This window comes from Rhizobium mongolense subsp. loessense (assembly GCF_900099775.1).
Lineage (GTDB): Bacteria > Pseudomonadota > Alphaproteobacteria > Rhizobiales > Rhizobiaceae > Rhizobium > Rhizobium loessense.
Genome location: NZ_FMTM01000020.1, coordinates 39,820 through 57,844 on the forward strand (window position 1 = coordinate 39,820; position 18,025 = coordinate 57,844).

19 protein-coding genes are annotated in these 18,025 nt (G+C 59.7%); 8 read left to right on the forward strand and 11 right to left on the reverse strand.

Going from position 1 to position 18,025, the window contains the following annotated elements; genetic code table 11:
• Positions 1–4: 4 nt before the first annotated feature.
• The 6 genes from eutA to ehuR form a co-directional block, all read right to left on the reverse strand.
• Positions 5–784: an ectoine utilization protein EutA gene (gene eutA / locus BLP23_RS31865; RefSeq protein WP_092588679.1), complete on the reverse strand. Its 780-nt coding sequence runs from the start codon at positions 782–784 to the stop codon at positions 5–7.
• Between the two features lies 1 nt (position 785).
• Complete coding sequence (gene ehuD / locus BLP23_RS31870) at positions 786–1,445, reverse strand: ectoine/hydroxyectoine ABC transporter permease subunit EhuD (RefSeq protein WP_092588680.1); 660 nt, start codon at positions 1,443–1,445, stop codon at positions 786–788.
• Between the two features lie 4 nt (positions 1,446–1,449).
• Positions 1,450–2,109 carry an ectoine/hydroxyectoine ABC transporter permease subunit EhuC gene (ehuC, locus tag BLP23_RS31875; protein WP_092588681.1) on the reverse strand — a complete coding sequence of 220 codons (660 nt, stop codon included), beginning with the start codon at positions 2,107–2,109 and terminating at the stop codon, positions 1,450–1,452.
• Between the two features lie 69 nt (positions 2,110–2,178).
• Positions 2,179–3,018: an ectoine/hydroxyectoine ABC transporter substrate-binding protein EhuB gene (ehuB, locus tag BLP23_RS31880; protein ID WP_092588682.1), complete on the reverse strand. Its 840-nt coding sequence runs from the start codon at positions 3,016–3,018 to the stop codon at positions 2,179–2,181.
• Positions 3,019–3,068: 50 nt separating this feature from the next.
• On the reverse strand, positions 3,069–3,854 hold the full coding sequence (gene ehuA, locus BLP23_RS31885; RefSeq protein WP_092588683.1) for an ectoine/hydroxyectoine ABC transporter ATP-binding protein EhuA: 786 nt from the start codon (positions 3,852–3,854) through the stop codon (positions 3,069–3,071).
• Positions 3,855–3,974: 120 nt separating this feature from the next.
• Positions 3,975–5,360 (reverse strand): MocR-like ectoine utilization transcription factor EhuR, encoded by a 1,386-nt coding sequence (gene ehuR, locus BLP23_RS31890; RefSeq protein ID WP_092588684.1) that lies wholly within the window; start codon positions 5,358–5,360, stop codon positions 3,975–3,977.
• A 100-nt stretch (positions 5,361–5,460) separates the two neighbouring features.
• Here ehuR and BLP23_RS31895 point away from each other — a divergent pair, with 100 nt between their 5' ends.
• On the forward strand, positions 5,461–5,940 hold the full coding sequence (locus tag BLP23_RS31895; RefSeq protein ID WP_167364051.1) for an Lrp/AsnC family transcriptional regulator: 480 nt from the start codon (positions 5,461–5,463) through the stop codon (positions 5,938–5,940).
• 231 nt (positions 5,941–6,171) lie between these two features.
• On the opposite strand, the gene BLP23_RS34010 is transcribed toward BLP23_RS31895, so the two are convergent.
• Positions 6,172–6,345, reverse strand: a complete 174-nt coding sequence (locus BLP23_RS34010; RefSeq protein WP_167364048.1) for a hypothetical protein — start codon at positions 6,343–6,345, stop codon at positions 6,172–6,174.
• A 400-nt stretch (positions 6,346–6,745) separates the two neighbouring features.
• Here BLP23_RS34010 and BLP23_RS31900 point away from each other — a divergent pair, with 400 nt between their 5' ends.
• From BLP23_RS31900 to BLP23_RS31910, 3 genes are read left to right on the forward strand one after another with little or no spacing between them, the layout of a single operon-like run.
• A complete protein-coding gene (locus BLP23_RS31900; RefSeq protein WP_092588686.1) occupies positions 6,746–8,242 on the forward strand; it encodes an NAD-dependent succinate-semialdehyde dehydrogenase in 1,497 nt (498 codons plus the stop codon).
• A 31-nt stretch (positions 8,243–8,273) separates the two neighbouring features.
• The gene (locus BLP23_RS31905) at positions 8,274–9,668 is read left to right on the forward strand and encodes an aspartate aminotransferase family protein (RefSeq protein WP_092588687.1); all 1,395 of its coding nucleotides are present in this window, start codon (positions 8,274–8,276) and stop codon (positions 9,666–9,668) included.
• A complete protein-coding gene (locus BLP23_RS31910; RefSeq protein WP_092588688.1) occupies positions 9,665–10,735 on the forward strand; it encodes an alcohol dehydrogenase family protein in 1,071 nt (356 codons plus the stop codon). The genes BLP23_RS31905 and BLP23_RS31910 overlap by 4 nt, the downstream gene beginning before the upstream one ends.
• An 82-nt stretch (positions 10,736–10,817) precedes the next feature.
• Here the strand turns inward: BLP23_RS31910 and BLP23_RS31915 are convergent, their stop codons facing one another.
• Positions 10,818–11,051, reverse strand: coding sequence for a hypothetical protein (locus BLP23_RS31915; protein ID WP_167364053.1), 234 nt, complete (start codon positions 11,049–11,051; stop codon positions 10,818–10,820).
• 410 nt (positions 11,052–11,461) lie between these two features.
• On the opposite strand from BLP23_RS31915, the gene BLP23_RS31920 reads away from it, so the two are divergent.
• A complete protein-coding gene (locus tag BLP23_RS31920; RefSeq protein WP_092588690.1) occupies positions 11,462–12,238 on the forward strand; it encodes a phosphodiester glycosidase family protein in 777 nt (258 codons plus the stop codon).
• Between the two features lie 174 nt (positions 12,239–12,412).
• On the opposite strand, the gene BLP23_RS31925 is transcribed toward BLP23_RS31920, so the two are convergent.
• Positions 12,413–12,907, reverse strand: coding sequence for a nucleoside deaminase (locus BLP23_RS31925; protein ID WP_092588691.1), 495 nt, complete (start codon positions 12,905–12,907; stop codon positions 12,413–12,415).
• A gap of 777 nt (positions 12,908–13,684) precedes the next feature.
• On the reverse strand, positions 13,685–15,127 hold the full coding sequence (locus BLP23_RS31930; RefSeq protein ID WP_092588692.1) for an FAD-binding oxidoreductase: 1,443 nt from the start codon (positions 15,125–15,127) through the stop codon (positions 13,685–13,687).
• Positions 15,128–15,314: 187 nt separating this feature from the next.
• Here BLP23_RS31930 and queC point away from each other — a divergent pair, with 187 nt between their 5' ends.
• The 3 genes from queC to queE are packed head-to-tail and all read left to right on the forward strand — an operon-like array spanning position 15,315 to position 17,115.
• Positions 15,315–16,025: a 7-cyano-7-deazaguanine synthase QueC gene (gene queC / locus BLP23_RS31935; protein WP_092588693.1), complete on the forward strand. Its 711-nt coding sequence runs from the start codon at positions 15,315–15,317 to the stop codon at positions 16,023–16,025.
• A complete protein-coding gene (queD, locus tag BLP23_RS31940; RefSeq protein WP_092588694.1) occupies positions 16,025–16,381 on the forward strand; it encodes a 6-carboxytetrahydropterin synthase QueD in 357 nt (118 codons plus the stop codon). Before queC ends, queD begins: the two co-directional genes overlap by 1 nt.
• Positions 16,378–17,115: a 7-carboxy-7-deazaguanine synthase QueE gene (gene queE, locus BLP23_RS31945; RefSeq protein WP_092588695.1), complete on the forward strand. Its 738-nt coding sequence runs from the start codon at positions 16,378–16,380 to the stop codon at positions 17,113–17,115. The genes queD and queE overlap by 4 nt, the downstream gene beginning before the upstream one ends.
• Positions 17,116–17,194: 79 nt before the next feature.
• On the opposite strand, the gene BLP23_RS31950 is transcribed toward queE, so the two are convergent.
• A complete protein-coding gene (locus BLP23_RS31950) occupies positions 17,195–17,380 on the reverse strand; it encodes a hypothetical protein (protein WP_022712945.1) in 186 nt (61 codons plus the stop codon).
• Positions 17,381–18,025 lie beyond the last annotated feature (645 nt).

Genomic DNA, 18,025 nt, shown 5'->3' on the forward strand with positions numbered 1-18,025 from the left:
GAGATCAATTTTCCGGATAAGGCATCGTCATGAGACGGGCGACTTCCGGCCGCGCCTGATCCTCGCCGCAAAGCCTCAGGCAGGCCCAGGCAGTCGCCAGATTGCTGCTGACCACCGGCTTGCCGATCTTCTGTTCGACCCTGCCTGCGACCTGGGCGGCCCGCAGCGCCGTACAGGAGATGAAGAGGGCATCGGAGCCTGGCGCAGTGGCGTCAAGCGCAAGCGCTGCGATCTCGTCCGGCGCAATCCGCGCCATCTCGCGGTCGTCGGTGAGCCCAAGGCAGGTGAATCGGTCTATTTCGAAACCGAGCTTAGCGAAATAATCCGCCATCGGCCTGCTCGTTTCGACGGTGTAGGGCGTCAGGACCGATATTTTTCTTGCGCCGAAGGCGCGCAGCGCGTCGACCGCAGCCGCCGTTGGCGTGACGACCGGCACGCCGGGCTTTGCAGCGGCAATTGCAGCCTCGACCTTGGCATCCCCGATGACGACCGATGCCGACGTGCATGAATAAATGATCGCATCGAGCGGTTCGCCTGGCAGGATGAGACCTGCTCCTGACGTCAGCGAAGGCTGCATTTTCAGGAGGTTTTCCGGCGTCGTCGGATTGGCATAATGGATGCGGCTCACGTAGACGCCGATGCGATTGCTCGCGACCATTCGCTGGAAGTCGACTTCCGTCGTATGATCGGTTGCAAGGATCACAAGACCCACGCGCTTTTCCAGGGGGCGTTCGTCCAGCCGCGGGCGGCGGCTTGCGGTCAGGATATCGATCGTTGCCGTCATCTCAATCTTCCGTCCGAGCATAGCGCTCTTCGAGCCAGCGCAGCCCGATCACCGAGATCAGGCTGATCGCCAGGAAAAAGATACCGACCAGCGTCATCGGCTCGATATAGCGGTAGTTACTGTTGGCGATGCTCTTGGCCTGGTTCATCAGTTCGAGCACCGTGATTGCCGAAAGCAGCGGCGTCTCCTTGAACATCGCGATGAAATAATTGGCGAGCGCCGGGATCATCGGAGGGATCGCCTGCGGCAGGATGACATGGATCCACGCCTGGCGCGTGGTCAGGTTCGTCGCCTTTGCCGCTTCCCACTGCCCACGCGGCACATTCTCGATGCCGGCCCGGTAGACTTCGGCGGTATAGGTCGCATAGTGCAGGCCGAGGCCGATGACGCCGGCCACGAGTGGCGCAAGTCTGATGCCGATATCCGGCAGCACGTAGAAGATGAAGTAGAGCTGCACCAGGAGCGGCGTGCCGCGGATGAACTCGGAAAAGAAGCCGACGCCGCGCGATAGTGCGGTGATCGGCGAACGCCGCACAAGGGCGATCGCAAGGCCGAGGATGGCTGCAACCACCGCGCCCAGTACCGTTGCAAGGATGGTGATCTTGAAGCCTTCGATGAGCGTCGGCATGATCTGCCAGACGAAATCCCAGTCCCATTCCATCGATCTAGACCCTCATTCCGTCGAGACCGCGCGTCATGTGCCGCTCAAGCCAGCGCATCGCAGTCGAAATTGCCCAGGCCATCAGGAAGTAAAGAACGAGAATGGTCGCAAACGGTATCAGCGTATTGCCCGTCTGTGCCCGCACGACCTGCGCCTGGAAGGTCAGATCCGTCAGCGAGATCAGCGAGACGACGGCGGTGCCTTTCAGAAGTTCGATCGCGTTGTTGCAGAAGGTCGGCAGCATCAAGGGCAGCGCCTGCGGCAGGATGATGTAGCGCATGCGCTGGTAGCGCGACAGGTTGAGCGCGATGCAGGCTTCGGTCTGTTCGCGCCCGATCGCCTTGACGGCACCGCGAACGACTTCTGCCGCATAGGCGCCGACATTCAGTCCGAGAGCAAGAACGCCTGCCTGGAGCGGCGTCAGCGTGAGCCCGGCAAAGGGCAGCACGAAATAGACCCAGAAGAGCTGCACGAAGATCGAGGTGCCGCGAAAGAACTCGATATAGGCTGTTGCAAGCGCCCGCACGGCGAAGAAGCGGGAAAGCCGCGCAAGCCCGGCCACGAATGCCATGACAAGCGCCAATGCCGATCCCATGAGCGTGAGCTTAATGGTGACGAGCGCACCTTCCAGGATCAATGTGAGGTAGCCGGACCATACCGACATCTGGACGGGTCCCTTTCAGGAGATTGAGAAACCGGCTCCGCTCATTGGCGGAGCCGGACGTCGGCAGGCTTACTTTGCCGCGCAGAGCTTTTCGCGGCTGGTCGACATTGCGGCCGCGGCCGAGAAGCCGTAGGGCTCGACGATCTTTGCGAACTCGCCGGATTCCTTCATCTTCTTGAGCTCGACGTCATAGGCGTCGCGAAGCGCAACGTCCTGCTTGCGGAAGGCCGCACCATCGCAATAGACGGGAGCGCCCACGACCGGTGCGACCGTCTCAAGGTTCGCGTCATTGGCCTTGGCCATCAGATCATGGATCGACAAAACCGGCAGGGAGTAAGCGTCGATGCGGCCATCCTGAAGCATCTTGATGCCGCTCTGGCCGTCCGGAACGACGATGACGCGATCGCGCGGCACGCCCGCCTCAAGCGCGAGTTTTTCTTCCGTGCCGCCGCCGGGTGCGCCGATCTTGGCATCCGCATTGTCGGCGATATCCTTATAGCTCTTGAGCTTCAGCGGGTTGCCCTTCTTGACGGCGAAGGCTTCCGCGTCGCAGAGCATCGGCTCCGAATAGGCGACAGCAGCACAACGCTCGGGCTTCATGAAGAGGCCGGCGGTGATCGCATCGTGGCGGCCGGCCTGCAGACCCGGGATCATCGCGCCATATTCGGAAATCGAGGCGACAACTTCCTTGACGCCGAGGCGCTCGAAGATAACCCGTGCAACGTCGGGGGCAGCGCCCGACACCTTTCCGTCCGCACCGACCGACGTGAAGGGCGGCTCGTTTGCGATGGCGATGCGGGCAAAGCCCTGCTCCTTGAGCTGTTCGACATCGACGGCCTGTGCTGGCGCAATCGCTGTCGAAAGAAGTGCGGACAACGCGGCTGCACTTAGAAGAATTGTCTTTTTCATGTTCCCTGCTCCTGGTTTTCCTTGGATTATTGCTTGAGGCTGCATAGCGGTCAGATGCGATGTCCGGCCGCGATGATCTTGCGCAGGAAGGTTTGCGTCCGCTCCTGCGTCGGATTGCGGAAAATGTCGTTCGGACTGCCTTCCTCGACGATCTTGCCGCGGTCGAAGAAGAGCACGCGATCAGCAAAATCGTGGGCGAAGCCCATTTCGTGCGTGACGAGAAGCATCGTCATGTCGGTTTCCGACGCGAGGTGCTTCATGACGCTCAAGACTTCCTCGACGAGTTCGGGATCAAGCGCCGAGGTCACCTCGTCGAAGAGCATGATCTTCGGTGACAGCGCAAGCGCTCTGGCGATTGCGACACGCTGCTTCTGACCGCCGGACAATTGGGCAGGAACGCTCTTGGCCTTGTCAGCCATGCCGACCATCTCGAGGAGTTCCATCGCACGCTTTTGCGCATCGGCGCGCTTGATGCCTTTCGTCAGCATCGGCGCAAGCGTCACGTTGTCGAGGACACATTTGTGGGGAAACAGATTGAAGTGCTGGAAGACCATGCCGATCTTTTCACGCATGCGATGCAAATGGCGCTCGTCTGCCGGGACAAGCTCGTTGCCGCGCGGCATGTGATAGAGCTGCTCTCCGTCGACCTCGATATGACCGCCGCTGATCGGTTCAAGCGTCATCAGGATGCGAAGGATGGTCGTCTTTCCCGATCCGGACGGCCCGATGAGCGCCAGCTTCTCGCCCGGCATGACATTCATCGACAAACCGTCGAGCACGGTCAGTGGACCGTACTTCTTGACGATGTTGTCGATGCGGATGATCGGCGCCGTCATTCATCTCTCCCTGTTGAGACAGGCAATGCACTAACGATGACGGCCGATCCAAATCATGTCAATTCGCAAAATAATATCATGACAATTATTCTGGTGCTGCTCATTTCGCAGGCAGCAGCGTCATATCGCAAGCAGCAGCGCCTCGGGATTTCCTTGCGCCAGCGATGCGACAATCCCAAGGCCGGTTCGCAATTCGTTTTCCGTGGTCGAGCCGAGCGAGATGCGCACGGCGGGCGTCCACCCCTGGTCGGCGGTCCTGAAAGAGGTGCCGGGCGCAATCGCAACGCCACGCAGGCGGGCCTGCGACACGAAGGAATCCTCCTGGTGGCCGCCCGAAAGCGGCAGCCAGACGTGCAGGCTTTGGGGATGGGCGCGATAGGCAAGGCCCGTCAGCGTCTCTGCGGCGATCGCATGCCGGCGCTTCAGCGCCTCGCGCTGCCACCTGACAAGTTCCAGAGCCGTGCCGTCGCTTACCCAGCGGGTGGCGATCTCGGCAATCGCCGGCGTCGCCATCCAGCTCGAAACGAGATGGCGGTTGGCAACGGCGGCGACGTAGCGGTCGGGGGCTGCGAGATAACCGATGCGCAAGCCCGGTACGGTGATCTTCGTGAAGCTTGTGACATAGAGCGTGCGCTCCGGCGCGAAAGCGGCAATCGGCGGCGCGCGGTCCTCCACGAGCGGGCCCAGGATGTCGTTTTCGATGATCGCGATATCGTGGCGCGCAGCGACATCGGCAAGCTGCTGCCGGCGCTTGGCGCTCATCAGCGCCGCCATCGGGTTGATGACGGACGGCTGCAGAAAGACCGCCCGGATCGGCCCCTTGCGGCAAGCCTCGTCGAGCGCTTCGGGGATCATGCCCTCCTCGTCGATCGCCAAACCCTCCAGGTGAAGGCCGAGATAGGTGGACAGCGGCACGAGCGTATGGTGGCTGATTGCTTCGGTCGCAACGGTGGAGCCAGGCGGGGCAACGCTCATCAGCGCGACGGTCATGCCGGAGGTCGCACCATTCGTAAGGCAGATATTCAGCGGAGAGACGTCCAGGCCGCAGCGCGACAGCCAGTCCGCCGCAATGGCGCGGTGACGCGGAAAGACCATGTTCGGTCTGAAAGACAGCGCCGAACTTGATGGAAGATTCTCCGAAAGCCACGCAAACGCCTGGCGCATTTTTTCAAGATGGACCTGCTCGCAGACCGGCTTGAGGATCGAAAGGTCGATCACCTCGCCGAGTCGCTCGGGCAGGTAGGGCGGTTCGGGCTCGCGCGGCTGCGTCTGCACGAAGCTGCCGCGGCCGATCTCCCCCGATATTAAGCCGCGGCGGATCAATTCGTCGTAGGCCCGGCTCACCGTCTGCACGGAAAGCTGCAGGCCATCGGCCATCTTTCGGTGCGGCGGCAGCCGGTCGCCGTCCGAAAGCTTTCCGTCGGCAATCGCACGGGCGATCTGCTCGGCAAGAGAAAGATAGGCCGGCCGGCGAAGCTGGGAGGGATCGGGGCGCCAATTTGTCATGATTTAAACACTGGTGAAAATCAGTTCAATTGACAATGGCAAAATGCGCTCCCATTGTCTTTTCCTCATCTTTGGAATGATTTGCGCAGCCGGGAATGCCATGAAACTCGACGCCATCGATCTGCGTATCCTCGACGCCATTCAGCGCGACGGACGCATCACCAAGCTGGCGCTTGCCGAAAAGGCCGGCCTCTCGCCGACACCTTGCTGGATGCGGCTTCGAAAGCTGGAAAAGGCAGGCATCGTTACCGGCTACCATGCGCGCGTCGCGCTTCGCCGGATCGCCCCGGTTGCCAGCGTCATGGTGGAAGTGACGCTCGCCAATCATCGCCACAGCGACTTCGAGCGCTTCGAACGCGTGATTGCGACTATTCCGGAAGTCATCGGCTGCTGGTCTGTCGGCGGCGGGATCGACTATTTCTTGAAGATTGCAGCGCCCGATATAGACGCCTACCAGCGGCTGATCGATGACCTGCTTGACCGTGAACTCGGCATCGAGCGCTATTTTACCTATATTGTCACGAAGACGGTCAAGGACGAGACGGTCCTTCCCGTTGGCTCTTTGATTGGTCGACCGTGAACAATCTTCGATAGTCGGCCATCCGTATCGGCTGCATGTGAGCGCGTATCGGCAGCTCAGCCCTCAGCCAGATCCGCTCGGATCGGAAGCGTCCTCGATCACCTGCGATACGATAAAGCCGCCAAACGGGTTGGCGCCTCATGCCTGGTAATCGGTCGACGCTAGCGAGCACTTGTCCTTGAGCCACGGGTGAAGGGATCGAGGCGATGGAACCCTAAGCCTTTGTAGGTGTTAAGAACGGACAAGCAACTGATTGCTCAACTCAAACAGGGGATTTCCATGAATAATCTCATTTGGCTTGTCGGCGCTGTCGTCATCATAATCGCGATTTTGAGTTTCTTCGGCCTTCGCTGAATCGCAAAGCCTCGGGAACATGCGGCGGCTCAACCACGCCATCTCGGGCATGCGGCAGCCTGCCGCACCGGCATAGTGGGCTGCCGGTGCTCATCTATATGGTGTAGGCGAAGGGTTCTTTCAGCCCACGGCGTCTGGACTGGCAACCCGGCATCGCTCGTTCGTTCGCTCGAATTCAGCCCCAAAAAAGGCAAGGCTGCCGGCGGCGGCCTTTGAAATGGCGGCCCTCTTGATCGCGGTTCTCCCTTGAAGTGGCTTGTATCGGCCCTTCAGGCCACCTTAGCGGATGGCGCTGCGCCATCTCGGATTGTCATGCGCAAACTGGCGCATAGACAGATCAGCCGCGGCACGCCAAAGCCTTAGTCAATCTCTCTCTTCTGGCCATCGGCAATGGACAATTTCTCGCCTCCGCCTGTGGGAGACTTGGCCGTCGGCAATGAGGAGACAGATCATGACCGCGGTTTTTGCCCGCCCCGATTTCCACACTGCGCTTTCACGCCTCAAGGACAGGCATCTGCTGCGTGATCTCGCCTATATCGGCGGACGCTGGTCGGCGGGCGACGCCGGCAAAAGCTTCGAAGTTACCGATCCTGCTTCCCGAGCAACCGTTGCCTGGGTGGCAAGCCTTGGCGCGGACGAGACGGCAACGGCGATCGACGCGGCAGCTGGGGCAATGCCGGCCTGGCGCGCCATGCTGCCGCAGCACCGGGCTAAAATCCTGCGCAACTGGTTCGATCTGATCCTGGCATCAAAGGAAGATCTCGCCTTGATCATGACGCTCGAGCAGGGCAAGCCGCTTTCGGAATCCTTGGGCGAGATCGATTATGCCGCCTCTTTCGTCGAATGGTACGGAGAGGAAGGCAAGCGGCTGAATGCCGAAAACGTCACCAGCCACCTTTTGGATGCTGAGATGATCGTCCGCCGCGAGGCGCTCGGTGTCGTCGGTATCGTCACGCCGTGGAACTTTCCGTCGGCCATGATCACGCGCAAGGCTGCGGCAGCACTTGCTGCAGGCTGCACCGTCGTTGCCCATCCTTCATCCGAGACCCCGCTTTCGGCACTTGCACTTGCCGAGCTCGGCGAGCGCGCCGGGATTCCGGCGGGCGTATTCAATGTTGTCACCGGTGATGCGGCAACCATCGTCGGGCGCATGTGCGAGGACGAGCGCATCAGGGCAATGAGCTTCACCGGCTCGACCGGGATCGGCAAGCTCATTGCCGCTCAATGCGCGTCAAGCATGAAAAGACTGGTGATGGAGCTTGGCGGACATGCACCACTTATCATATTCGACGATGCCGACATCGAGCGTGCGGCCAGAATTGCCATCGACGCCAAGTTCGCCACGTCGGGCCAGGATTGCCTGGCTGCCAACCGCATCTTCGTGCACCGCTCAATCGCCGATCGCTTCGCTGAAGCATTTGCACGCCACATCAAGGCGTTGAAAGTGGCAAACGGCCTTTCGGCGAACGCCGATATCGGCCCGCTGATGCACGAACGTGCGATCGTCAAGGTCGAGGAACAGGTCTCCGATGCCCTGAAGCGCGGAGCCAAGCTGGTCACCGGCGGTAAACGTCACGTCGCCGGCCAACTGTTCTTCGAACCGACGCTGCTGACAGACGTTCCTGCCGATGCTCTCATCATGCGCGAGGAAACGTTTGGTCCCGTGGCAGGCATCAGCGTCTTCGACACGGAAGACGAAGTGATCGCAAAGGCGAACGCCACCGAATACGGTCTCGTCGCCTATGTCGTCACGGAAAATGGCGCCCGGCAGATGCGCCTTGGACGTGCCCTCGAATACGGCATGGTGGCGATCAACCGGGTGAAGATCACCGGCGGTCCCATTCCTTTCGGCGGCTGGAAACAATCCGGACTCGGGCGCGAGGGCTCGAGGCACGGCATCGAAGCTTTCACCGAGCTCAAATATCTCTGCATCGACACGGCCGCCTGAGGCCCTTCCGTTCAACATCAAGGACAATGCCATGCTGGAACGAAGCAACGAACTCAACGCCTGGGACCGGGATCATTTCTTCCATCCCTCCACTCATATGGGCATGCACGCACGTGGCGAGACGCCGACGCGGGTGATCGGCAGCGGTGAAGGCGTCTACATCACCGATACGACCGGCCGCTCCAGTCTCGATGCCTTTGCCGGACTTTACTGCGTCAATGTCGGCTACGGCCGGCATAAAATCGCCGATGCGATCGCTGAACAGGCAAAGAGTCTTGCCTACTATCACGCCTATGTCGGCCATGGCACGGAAGCATCGATCAGGCTGTCGAAGATGATCATCGACCGCGCGCCCGAAGGCATGAGTCGCGTCTACTTCGGCCTTTCCGGGTCCGATGCGAACGAGACGAACATCAAGCTCATCTGGTATTACAACAACATCCTCGGCCGGGCGGACAAGAAGAAGATCATCTCTCGCTGGCGCGGTTATCACGGCTCGGGTGTCATGACAGGCTCGCTAACGGGGCTTGAACTTTTCCACAAGGCATTTGACCTGCCGCGCGCGCCCATTCTCCACACGGAAGCTCCTTATTATTTCCGCCGGCCCGACCGCTCGATGGACGAGGAGCAGTTTTCGCAATTTTGCGCCGACAAGCTGGAGGAAATGATCCTTGCCGAAGGTCCCGAAACAATTGCCGCCTTCATCGGCGAACCAATCCTCGGGACAGGCGGCATCGTTCCGCCTCCCGCCGGATACTGGCAGAAGATCCAGGCCGTGCTGGAAAAGTACGATGTCCTGCTGGTTGCAGATGAGGTGGTGACCGGTTTCGGGCGCTTGGGCACGATGTTCGGCTCGGACCACTACGGCATCAAGCCGGACCTGATCACCATCGCCAAGGGCCTCACCTCGGCCTATGCGCCGCTTTCCGGTACGATCGTTTCCGACAAGGTCTGGCAGGTGCTCGTCCAGGGCTCCGATCAGATGGGGGCGATTGGTCATGGCTGGACCTACGCCGCACATCCGATCTGCGCCGCCGCTGGGATTGCCAACCTGGAACTGATCGATGAGCTTGATCTCGTGAGGAATGCCGGCGAGACCGGCGCCTATTTCCGCTCGGAACTGGCAAAGGCCGTCGGCGGTCACAAGAACGTTGGCGAGGTGCGTGGAGACGGGTTGATGGCGGCCGTTGAGTTTGTTGCAGATCGGGACGATCGCAAATTCTTCGATCCCTCCCAAAAGATCGGGCCGCAGGTGGCCGCTGCACTGCTGGAGCGCGGCGTCATCGGCCGCGCCATGCCGCAGGGCGACATCCTCGGTTTTGCGCCGCCGCTTTGTTTGACCCGGGGCGAGGCCGATACTGTGGTCAAAGCTGCGGCCGCAGCCATCGACAACGTCTTTAAATCCATCGGAAGGAGTGCGAGATGACCGTTGTTCCGAAGACGATGGCAGCCGTACAACTCGTCGGACATGGCGGGCTGGACAAGCTGGTCTATAACGAATCCGCTCCTGTCCCGATGCCGGGCGCAGGCGAAGTGCTCATCAAGGTCACGGCCTGCGGCATGAACAACACCGACGTCTGGGTCCGACAGGGCGCCTACGGCACCGAAGACGACCCGTCGGCCGTCTCCACCTGGCGCAGGAAAGGCAATACGCTGACCTTCCCGCGCATCCAGGGGACGGATGCTGTCGGTCATATCGTCGCGGTTGGCGCCGGCATCGACGCAAAGCGGATCGGTGAGCGTGTAATGGTCGATTTCTCGATCTATAATCGCGAAGACGACAGCCTTGCCGACATCGACTATATGGGTCACGGCCGGGATGGCGGTTATGCCCAATACATGGCGCTGCCTGCGCAAAACGCCCATATCGTCGATACCGATCTCACCGACATCGAACTTGCGACCTTCTGCTGTGCCTACCTGACCGGAGAACGGATGCTTGAGCGGGCGCGGCTTTCTGCGGGCGAACACGTGCTGGTGACGGGGGCATCGGGCGGTGTCGGATCGGCGATCATCCAGCTCGCAAGAGCGCGCGGCGCAATCCCGATTGCGATAGCCGGTCCTGGCAAGGAGCAGGCTGTGCTGGACATCGGCGCAGAAGCAGTCGTCACGCGCGGCGGCGATGATCTCGTCGAAGCCGTCGATCGGGCATCAGCCGGCCGGCCGATCGACGTCGTGGCCGATCTCGTCGCTGGATCGATGTTCAACGATCTTTTGAAGATTCTGCGTCCCGAAGGCCGCTATACGACGGCCGGTGCGATCGGCGGGCCGGTGGTTCAGCTCGACTTGCGGACAATGTACCTGAAGCAACTGGAGTTGCATGGATCGAGCCAGGGTACACGCGCCGACTTCCGTCGGCTCGTCGGCTATATCGAGGACAAGAAAATCCGGCCCCTGGTCGGCGGCGTCTATCCGCTATCGGAATTCCATCGGGCTCAGACGGACTTCATGGCCAAAAACTTCATCGGCAAGCTCGTCGTCGTCCCCGACTGAATGGGCTAATCGGGTTGGACCCGGCGCCGCAGCTCTATCTATCGGCGCCGGCCGCTCCCATCATGTCGTGCCCAAAGCGGGGTCACAGAGCTGGGACAAACTTCCAAAAGACTCCTTCCTGGCGGTCCGTATAATACTTGAACTCGCACTCAAACTTGCGTCCGTAAGCTTTGGCAGCCTTCAGGCATTGGTCGCTGACCGGGTTCATCCCCGTATCAGGCGCAAACCAGTCTTCAAGCAGATCGTCCGGCACATACGTGCCGATGCGCAGCGGAAGAGTTGCGAGTACAACGTCCATTTCATTTGGCACCATGATAAAAGCCTCCTCTTCGGATTAAACCGCGGTCGGATGAACCGGTTCCATGCTGCCTTTCACTACATCCCGCAGACCGCGTCATGTCAACGAAACCCCTGCCCGGATCGGCGTGCGACGCTCCTCTGAACCGTTGCGGCTAGCAGACGAGGGCCTGTGACATCAGCGGTGCCAAGCGACCGTATCAGCCGGAATTCCTGATGTTCACGGTGGCTAAACCACCGCGAATACGCTTCGACGAAGCCGAGAACGTGCTGCTTCATGGTCAACAATAAGCCCGAAAACTGTCTTCCTCGAACTGCTGGAATTGCCCATAGTGATCACCGGTTTCCGTCACATTCGAATTTAGCCGCATCAAGTAATCACAAACGGGATGGATCCTTTAAAGACTTGAATAAGGTATATCGGGCGCGATGACGTATCTGAAAAATGGAATGCTGATCGCAGCGGTGATGCTGGCTGCCTTGATAACGTCCTTGCCGCCGGCCTTTGCCAAAGATTGTGAGCAAGAAACGTTCGAGGAGGCGCGATACATTGTCTGCACCCTGGAACCGGGGAAAGCTGACCTGCGATTGTTCTGGAAGGGCGTCGATGGCGAACCTTACCGCTATTTCTCGAGCGTCGCCGAAGCGGTGGGGAAAGAGGGACGAGCGCTGACATTCGCGATGAACGCAGGGATGTACCGCGCCGATTTTTCTCCGATGGGACTTTATGTCGAGGCCGGCCGAGAACTACGACCCGCCAATACGGCCGGAGGTGATGGCTCAGCCGGTCTGCTGCCAAATTTCTATAAGAAGCCGAATGGCGTGTTCTTTTTTGACGACACAAGGGCCGGAATACTCCCGACAGATCAATTTTTGAAACGTCGCCCCAAGGTGCGGTTCGCCACCCAGTCTGGTCCAATGCTTGTCATTCAGAACAAGCTGCACCCGGCCTTCATTTTAGGTTCGACAGACCGAACCCGTCGCAGCGGTGTGGGAGTCTGTGGCGGTGGCACGGTTCGCCTTGCCGCAAGCGAAGACATGGTGAATTTCCACGATTTTGCGCGCCTGTTCCGCGACCAATTAAAATGCCCCAATGCTTTGTTTCTCGATGGTGGACGAGGTGTGGGGGTTTACAACCCGAAGATGGGCCGCAATGACAGATCCTGGCATGGCGGGTTCGGCCCGATCTTTGGAGTTGTTGAATAGCGCCACGAATGGCTTCGACCACGAGCGCGGGAAGGTGACCATCGACCCGGGCCGCAGGGGCGATTGGCCGCCGTGAACTCATAAAAACGGGGCATTGCTAGATCATGCACTTATGTCTACTTCCTAGCCGAAAGCGGCCATTGTCCCGCACCGTGGCCTGTCGCAGAAGGATCATTAACGGCGAGACCAGTATTCTTCGTGCAGTTTCGCCGCCTCGCCCGCAAGCATGGGGCCGACGACTTCCGTTGGGCGCTGACCGGCGGCAAACACGATGTGGCAGGGGAGATCAAGCGTCGGATTTTCCTGGTTATCGCCTATCTGTTGTTTCATCTCTCTCTCGGACAGGCCAAACACGACGCGCCCTATGCCTGCCCAATAGATCGCGCCTGAGCACATGGCGCATGGTTCCGCGGATGTGTACATCGTGCATCCGGCAAGAAAATCCAAATCATAGGCTTTGCCGGCGCGCGTGGCGAGAAGCCGCTCCGCGTGGGCCGTGCGGTCGCCACCTTCCGAACTGTAACCATTGCACTGTTCCAATAAAACATTGCCATCATGGTCGGCGAGAATTGAACCGAATGGGTGATCCCCACCTTCGCGCGACCGCCGCGCCACATCGAAGGCCTTCCGCAAAAGTGACTCATCATAGGACCGTTTGGTGCTTGCCATTTTGTGAGCTCCTGAGAATTATCGCAGTTCATTCACCATCAATGTTTCCCCGTAACGGCGCGGGTAATCTGACATTCCCCCGATAAACAGGTATCAAAAATCAAATATTGATCCTTTTTGATTTGTCAGCAAGACTGCTTGTCCGCCACCACACCACCTGCCGCAAAAGACCCTCTTTGTGAGACAAGGCTCACCGAAGGGCGCCGGAACCTTTCGATTTGGCGATGACCACGAGTCGCAACCTGACCAAATGTGGAAGTAAGCGCCCCCTTATGGGGCGTTCGAAACCTGCTCGCGGTCACCTTTCGGCCGCCCACCGCGAACAATCGCTTCCACAAATTTATTGACCCAGCTTCGATCCCGACCCAGCTTGCCAAGCGCACAGTCGTCCAGCCAGTACCAAACTCAACCGCGTATAAATTCGGATGACCGAACTCGGCGCAAGGGGCCTCTAGGTGCGCTACACAATACCGCATATTTCCGTTCATCGTCCGCAACCACAAAACCTCACCCATCGATGGCATCGCCAACGCACACGTCAAAGTCTCGGCAAATTCTGTGACCGCCCGACGGTTGGTCAGTAGGAGTTTTGAACCGGAAAACCCCGCAACAGGAGCCCCTGTTCGAAAGCCGGTCTGCGCCTCGACACTTACGGCGAAGCCGCGATGCCAAGTCTCCTGGATCCGCTTGGAGACGGATGGAGCGGTCCCAAGTCATTGCGGTGCCGCCGATGATCAGCTTTGCGGGCGGCACCCGGCGTTCCATACAATTCCGTTGTTAGCCGGCGGCCCGCATTTCCGCTTGTGGCTGCACATTCTGGTTCATGCGGAACAGATTCTGAGGATCGTAACGCCGCTTGATCTCCGTCAGACGTTTGTAGTTGCCGCCATAGGCCGCTTCGACGCGATCGCCTTCATCCTCCGGCATGAAGTTGATGTAGGCTGTGCCGATGGCGTGCTTCTTCGTTGCCTCGAAGAGCTCGCGTGCCCAGCCAATGCAGGTGCTGTCCATCGAATTCTCGCGCCAGCGCGCATGGACGTTCATGACGAAATGCGAGTTGCGCTGTGGAAACGCCGTATCCTCCACCGCGATGCGACCCGCTGCACCGCCCACATGGCCAATGAAGATCTCGCATTCCGGCCCCGGAAGCTTGCGAACGGCATCGAGGAGAACTGCAATCGTCGCATCCGAGAGCTCTGCGAAATCCTGGCTCTTCCAATAGTTGCGCGCCCCTGGCGTCAGCAGCGGGTCGAATGCCTGTTGCCAGGCGACAAAAGGTGTCGGGCCGACAACATCGGCAATCGGATTGCCGATGTCACGAAGCGCCGCGGCTGCAACTTTGCCCGCTTCGATGTCGCCGCAATGGCAAACGGCGAGTGCAAGGATTTCCTTGCCGTGCCATTCGGCGGGCAGGAAAGGCAGCGGCGGTGCCTTGCGCATGACCGCCCAGCATGTGAGTTCGTCCGGCGCCGTTTCGAGCACCTGGCGATATTGCCTGAGCACTGTTTCCGCGTCGGCAAAAGGATGGACGACCAGACCTGCCAGAACCTCGCCCGGCAGGTCGTGGAGCCGGAACTCAAAGGAGGTTACGACGCCGAAATTGCCGCCGCCGCCGCGCAGCGCCCAAAACAAATCCGGCTCTTCCTTCTCGCTCACGCGTACCAGCTTGCCCTCAGCGGTTACGACCTCCATCGAGATGATATTGTCGATCGTCAGCCCGAACTTGCGTGTAAGCCAGCCGAAACCGCCACCAAGTGTCAGACCGGCAATGCCGGTCGTGGAATTGATTCCTGTCGGTAGAGCCAGCCCGAAAGCCTGTGTTTCGTTATCGACATCAGCAAGCGTTGCACCCGGCTCAACCCGCAAACGCCGTGTACCCGGGTCGACCCTTACCGATTTCATCGGCGACAGATCAATGACCAGGCCGCCTTCACAGACGGCATTGCCGGCGATGTTGTGCCCGCCGCCGCGGACCGCCAAAAGAAGATTGTTTTCGCGCGCGAAGCGGACTGATCTCATAACGTCGGCGGCACCAGCGCAGCGCACGATGAGACCCGGGCGCCGGTCAATCATCCCATTCCATATGGCCCGCGCCTCGTCGTAATCGGCGTCCGCTCCGGTGAGCAATCTGCCGCGCAGACCTGCCGCGAAGGCATTGAGCGCAACGTCCGTCATAGCCGTTTGGCCCTTCTGCAGGGTCGTAAGGTTCAAGTTGTCCATGGTTTCCTCCCCAAGGCGGCAGAGCCCCGTTCCGCCGTGGAAGCATCTTGCGCTTCGTTCCTTTGCTACGCAAGATAATGCTAATAAACATTCCTGCCGGGACCCTTCACAAGCTGGGTTAATTGCTTTAGAAGCGCTCCCGTAATCCGGTCGCAGCCCACCCGGTCAAAACAAGGGATCCGACATCATGAAAACCATCGTCATCTGCTCCGGCGGATTGGACTCCGTTTCGCTTGCGCACAAGGTTGCAGCGGAACACGAACTCATCGGCCTTCTCTCCTTCGACTACGGACAGCGGCACCGCAAGGAGCTCGATTTCGCGGCTGCATGCGCCAAGCGCCTGAATGTGGCCCATCAGATCATCGACATCCGGAACATAGGCAGCCATCTGACGGGATCGGCACTGACCGACGACGTCGATGTTCCGGACGGGCATTATGCCGAAGAGACGATGAAGGCGACCGTCGTACCGAACCGCAACGCCATCATGCTTGCCATCGCCTTCGGGCTTGCGGCGGCGCAGAAGGCCGATGCGGTCGCAGTCGCCGTGCATGGCGGGGACCACTTCATCTATCCGGACTGCCGGCCAGGTTTCATCCAGTCCTTCCAGGACATGCAGAACCAGGCGCTCGACGGCTATGCCAGCGTTTCGCTCTTTGCACCTTACGTGACCATCTCGAAGGCCGACATCGTAACCGATGGCGCCAGGAACGGCACTCCGTTTGCACAGACCTGGTCGTGCTACAAGGGTGGTCCGCGCCACTGCGGCCGCTGCGGCACCTGCGTCGAACGGCGCGAAGCGTTTCATCTGGCCGGCATCGACGATCCGACGGACTACGAGGATCCGGACTTCTGGGTGGCCGCAACCGCGGGCTTTGCTGCTGACGAGGTGAAATGATGTTCCGCATCACTAAGGAATTTCATTTCTCTGCCTCGCACGTGCTCACAAGCCTGCCCGCCGAGCATCAATGCGGCCGCCTTCACGGACACAATTACGTCGTGGAGGTGGAACTATCGGCAGCTACCCTCAACAGCCACGGATTTGTCCGCGATTACCACGAACTTGCGCCGCTGAAGTCCTATATTGACGAGTACTTCGACCATCGCCACCTAAACGAGGTCCTCGGTCATGATCAGGTGACGGCTGAGTGTCTGGCGAAGCATTTCTACGATTGGTGCAAGGATCGCCTGCCGGAAACCTCGGCCGTGCGCGTCAGCGAGACGCCGAAGACCTGGGCGGAATACCGGCCATGACCGTCGCCCGCAAGGCCGAAATCCGCGTCAGCGAAATCTTCGGTCCTACCATTCAGGGGGAAGGTATCTTGATCGGCCTTCCGACCGTTTTTGTCAGGACGGGGGGCTGCGATTACCGCTGCTCATGGTGTGATACGCTGCATGCCGTCGACAGCGAGTATCGTGATCAATGGCGTGCGATGTCGGTCGACGATATCTGGCAGGAGGTCTTGCGGCTTTCGGGCAACAAACCGCTGACGGTATCACTATCGGGAGGCAATCCGGCGATCCAACCGCTCGGGCCGCTGATAGAACGCGGACACAGCGAGGGTTTCCGTTTCGCGCTGGAAAGCCAAGGCAGCATTGCCAAGGATTGGTTTGCCGATCTCGATGTTCTTGTCCTGAGCCCGAAGCCGCCGTCAAGCGGCATGGAGACCGACTGGCGCGCGTTCGAGGCCTGCCTGACAATGGCTGCCGAAAAGCCGCAGCTTGCGCTGAAGATCGTTGTGTTCGACGATCGAGACTACCTCTTCGCCCGGACCGCCGCGGCACGTTACCCGACGCTTCCTGTTTATCTTCAACCCGGCAATCATACGCCGCCCCCTCCCGCAGACGAAGAAGCAAGCGTCGATATCGACGGCATCATGGACCGGATGCTCTGGCTGATTGACAAGGTGACGGAAGATCGGTGGTTCGAGGCGCGCGTGCTGCCGCAACTACATGTGCTGCTGTGGGGCAACAAGCGCGGGGTCTGACGATTCCTTCGGCGACACCGGAGATGGCGACGAACGGCTCAGCCGTTCGTCGCCGATCCCGAGGCACAAAGGACAGCGATCAGCGGAACCGCGGCTGCTTCGGCGAGACGTTCGCTCGAATCTCATGAAGGGGCGCGTTCTTGCCAAGCAACCGCAAGAGCTTGCGCTCCTCTGCGGGATCAACCCCAAGTTTCTTGCAGTGATCGGCAACGTCACGGTCGTGCGGGCCTGGAACATGCACTTGCCTGTTGTTCATATTCTTCATGGTCACTTTCCTCCTCCTGAGGATAACGCCTGACGATCACAAATCGTTCATTAGGCCGCTCTAAAGTTGCCGGAAACGCCTTTCGACGAGCTCAACCTCCTACGCTTATACGCGTTCGAAAGACGGCGCTTTCGCGCAGGTTGCGGTCAGTGGGGCCGTCTGAGCCTGGACATGAAGTTTAGCCACAGGTGAAGGCGGCGAGCAGCTTGAGGCCTTGGCGCAAGACAAAGTGCGGCTTTCGGGCTCTGTTTTAGCGGCATTGGCCGAGGATACGCCGCGGGTTATCTGGGGCGATCCATCGGCTCCGCATCCACATAGCCAGATAAAACGTGGATGGTTATCAGGGCCGCCGACAGCACTTTCTACGAGATTGAAACGTAAACGGCGACGAGGCCGCAGCTGACTCTCAGTCGTCGGCCCTTTAGATCGCCGGCACGTCGTCGGCAGCTATTACGTTCCTCTGGTGTTCAGTCATTCCGAATTGCTCCCTGCGATCTCGGCCCACAAAGCCTGTTCGTTTTGGTTGATGAGCTGTCGGATGACTTCCGATACCGATGCTGCGTGCATCGTCCCCCGCATCATGCGGCTGGCGGCTGTCTGCGTTGGGAGGCGGGCTCCATCGGGAGTTATAAGGTTTTGGCAGAT

Bases quoted from the DNA above. Each gene is read 5' to 3' on its own strand.
- eutA (WP_092588679.1), bottom strand. From the start codon at position 784: ATGACGGCAACGATCGATATCCTGACCGCAAGCCGCCGCCCGCGGCTG.
- ehuD (WP_092588680.1), bottom strand. From the start codon at position 1,445: ATGGAATGGGACTGGGATTTCGTCTGGCAGATCATGCCGACGCTCATC.
- ehuC (WP_092588681.1), bottom strand. From the start codon at position 2,109: ATGTCGGTATGGTCCGGCTACCTCACATTGATCCTGGAAGGTGCGCTC.
- ehuB (WP_092588682.1), bottom strand. From the start codon at position 3,018: ATGAAAAAGACAATTCTTCTAAGTGCAGCCGCGTTGTCCGCACTTCTT.
- ehuA (WP_092588683.1), bottom strand. From the start codon at position 3,854: ATGACGGCGCCGATCATCCGCATCGACAACATCGTCAAGAAGTACGGT.
- ehuR (WP_092588684.1), bottom strand. From the start codon at position 5,360: ATGACAAATTGGCGCCCCGATCCCTCCCAGCTTCGCCGGCCGGCCTAT.
- BLP23_RS31895 (WP_167364051.1), top strand. From the start codon at position 5,461: ATGAAACTCGACGCCATCGATCTGCGTATCCTCGACGCCATTCAGCGC.
- BLP23_RS34010 (WP_167364048.1), bottom strand. From the start codon at position 6,345: ATGCCCGAGATGGCGTGGTTGAGCCGCCGCATGTTCCCGAGGCTTTGC.
- BLP23_RS31900 (WP_092588686.1), top strand. From the start codon at position 6,746: ATGACCGCGGTTTTTGCCCGCCCCGATTTCCACACTGCGCTTTCACGC.
- BLP23_RS31905 (WP_092588687.1), top strand. From the start codon at position 8,274: ATGCTGGAACGAAGCAACGAACTCAACGCCTGGGACCGGGATCATTTC.
- BLP23_RS31910 (WP_092588688.1), top strand. From the start codon at position 9,665: ATGACCGTTGTTCCGAAGACGATGGCAGCCGTACAACTCGTCGGACAT.
- BLP23_RS31920 (WP_092588690.1), top strand. From the start codon at position 11,462: ATGACGTATCTGAAAAATGGAATGCTGATCGCAGCGGTGATGCTGGCT.
- BLP23_RS31925 (WP_092588691.1), bottom strand. From the start codon at position 12,907: ATGGCAAGCACCAAACGGTCCTATGATGAGTCACTTTTGCGGAAGGCC.
- BLP23_RS31930 (WP_092588692.1), bottom strand. From the start codon at position 15,127: ATGGACAACTTGAACCTTACGACCCTGCAGAAGGGCCAAACGGCTATG.
- queC (WP_092588693.1), top strand. From the start codon at position 15,315: ATGAAAACCATCGTCATCTGCTCCGGCGGATTGGACTCCGTTTCGCTT.
- queD (WP_092588694.1), top strand. From the start codon at position 16,025: ATGTTCCGCATCACTAAGGAATTTCATTTCTCTGCCTCGCACGTGCTC.
- queE (WP_092588695.1), top strand. From the start codon at position 16,378: ATGACCGTCGCCCGCAAGGCCGAAATCCGCGTCAGCGAAATCTTCGGT.
- BLP23_RS31950 (WP_022712945.1), bottom strand. From the start codon at position 17,380: ATGAAGAATATGAACAACAGGCAAGTGCATGTTCCAGGCCCGCACGAC.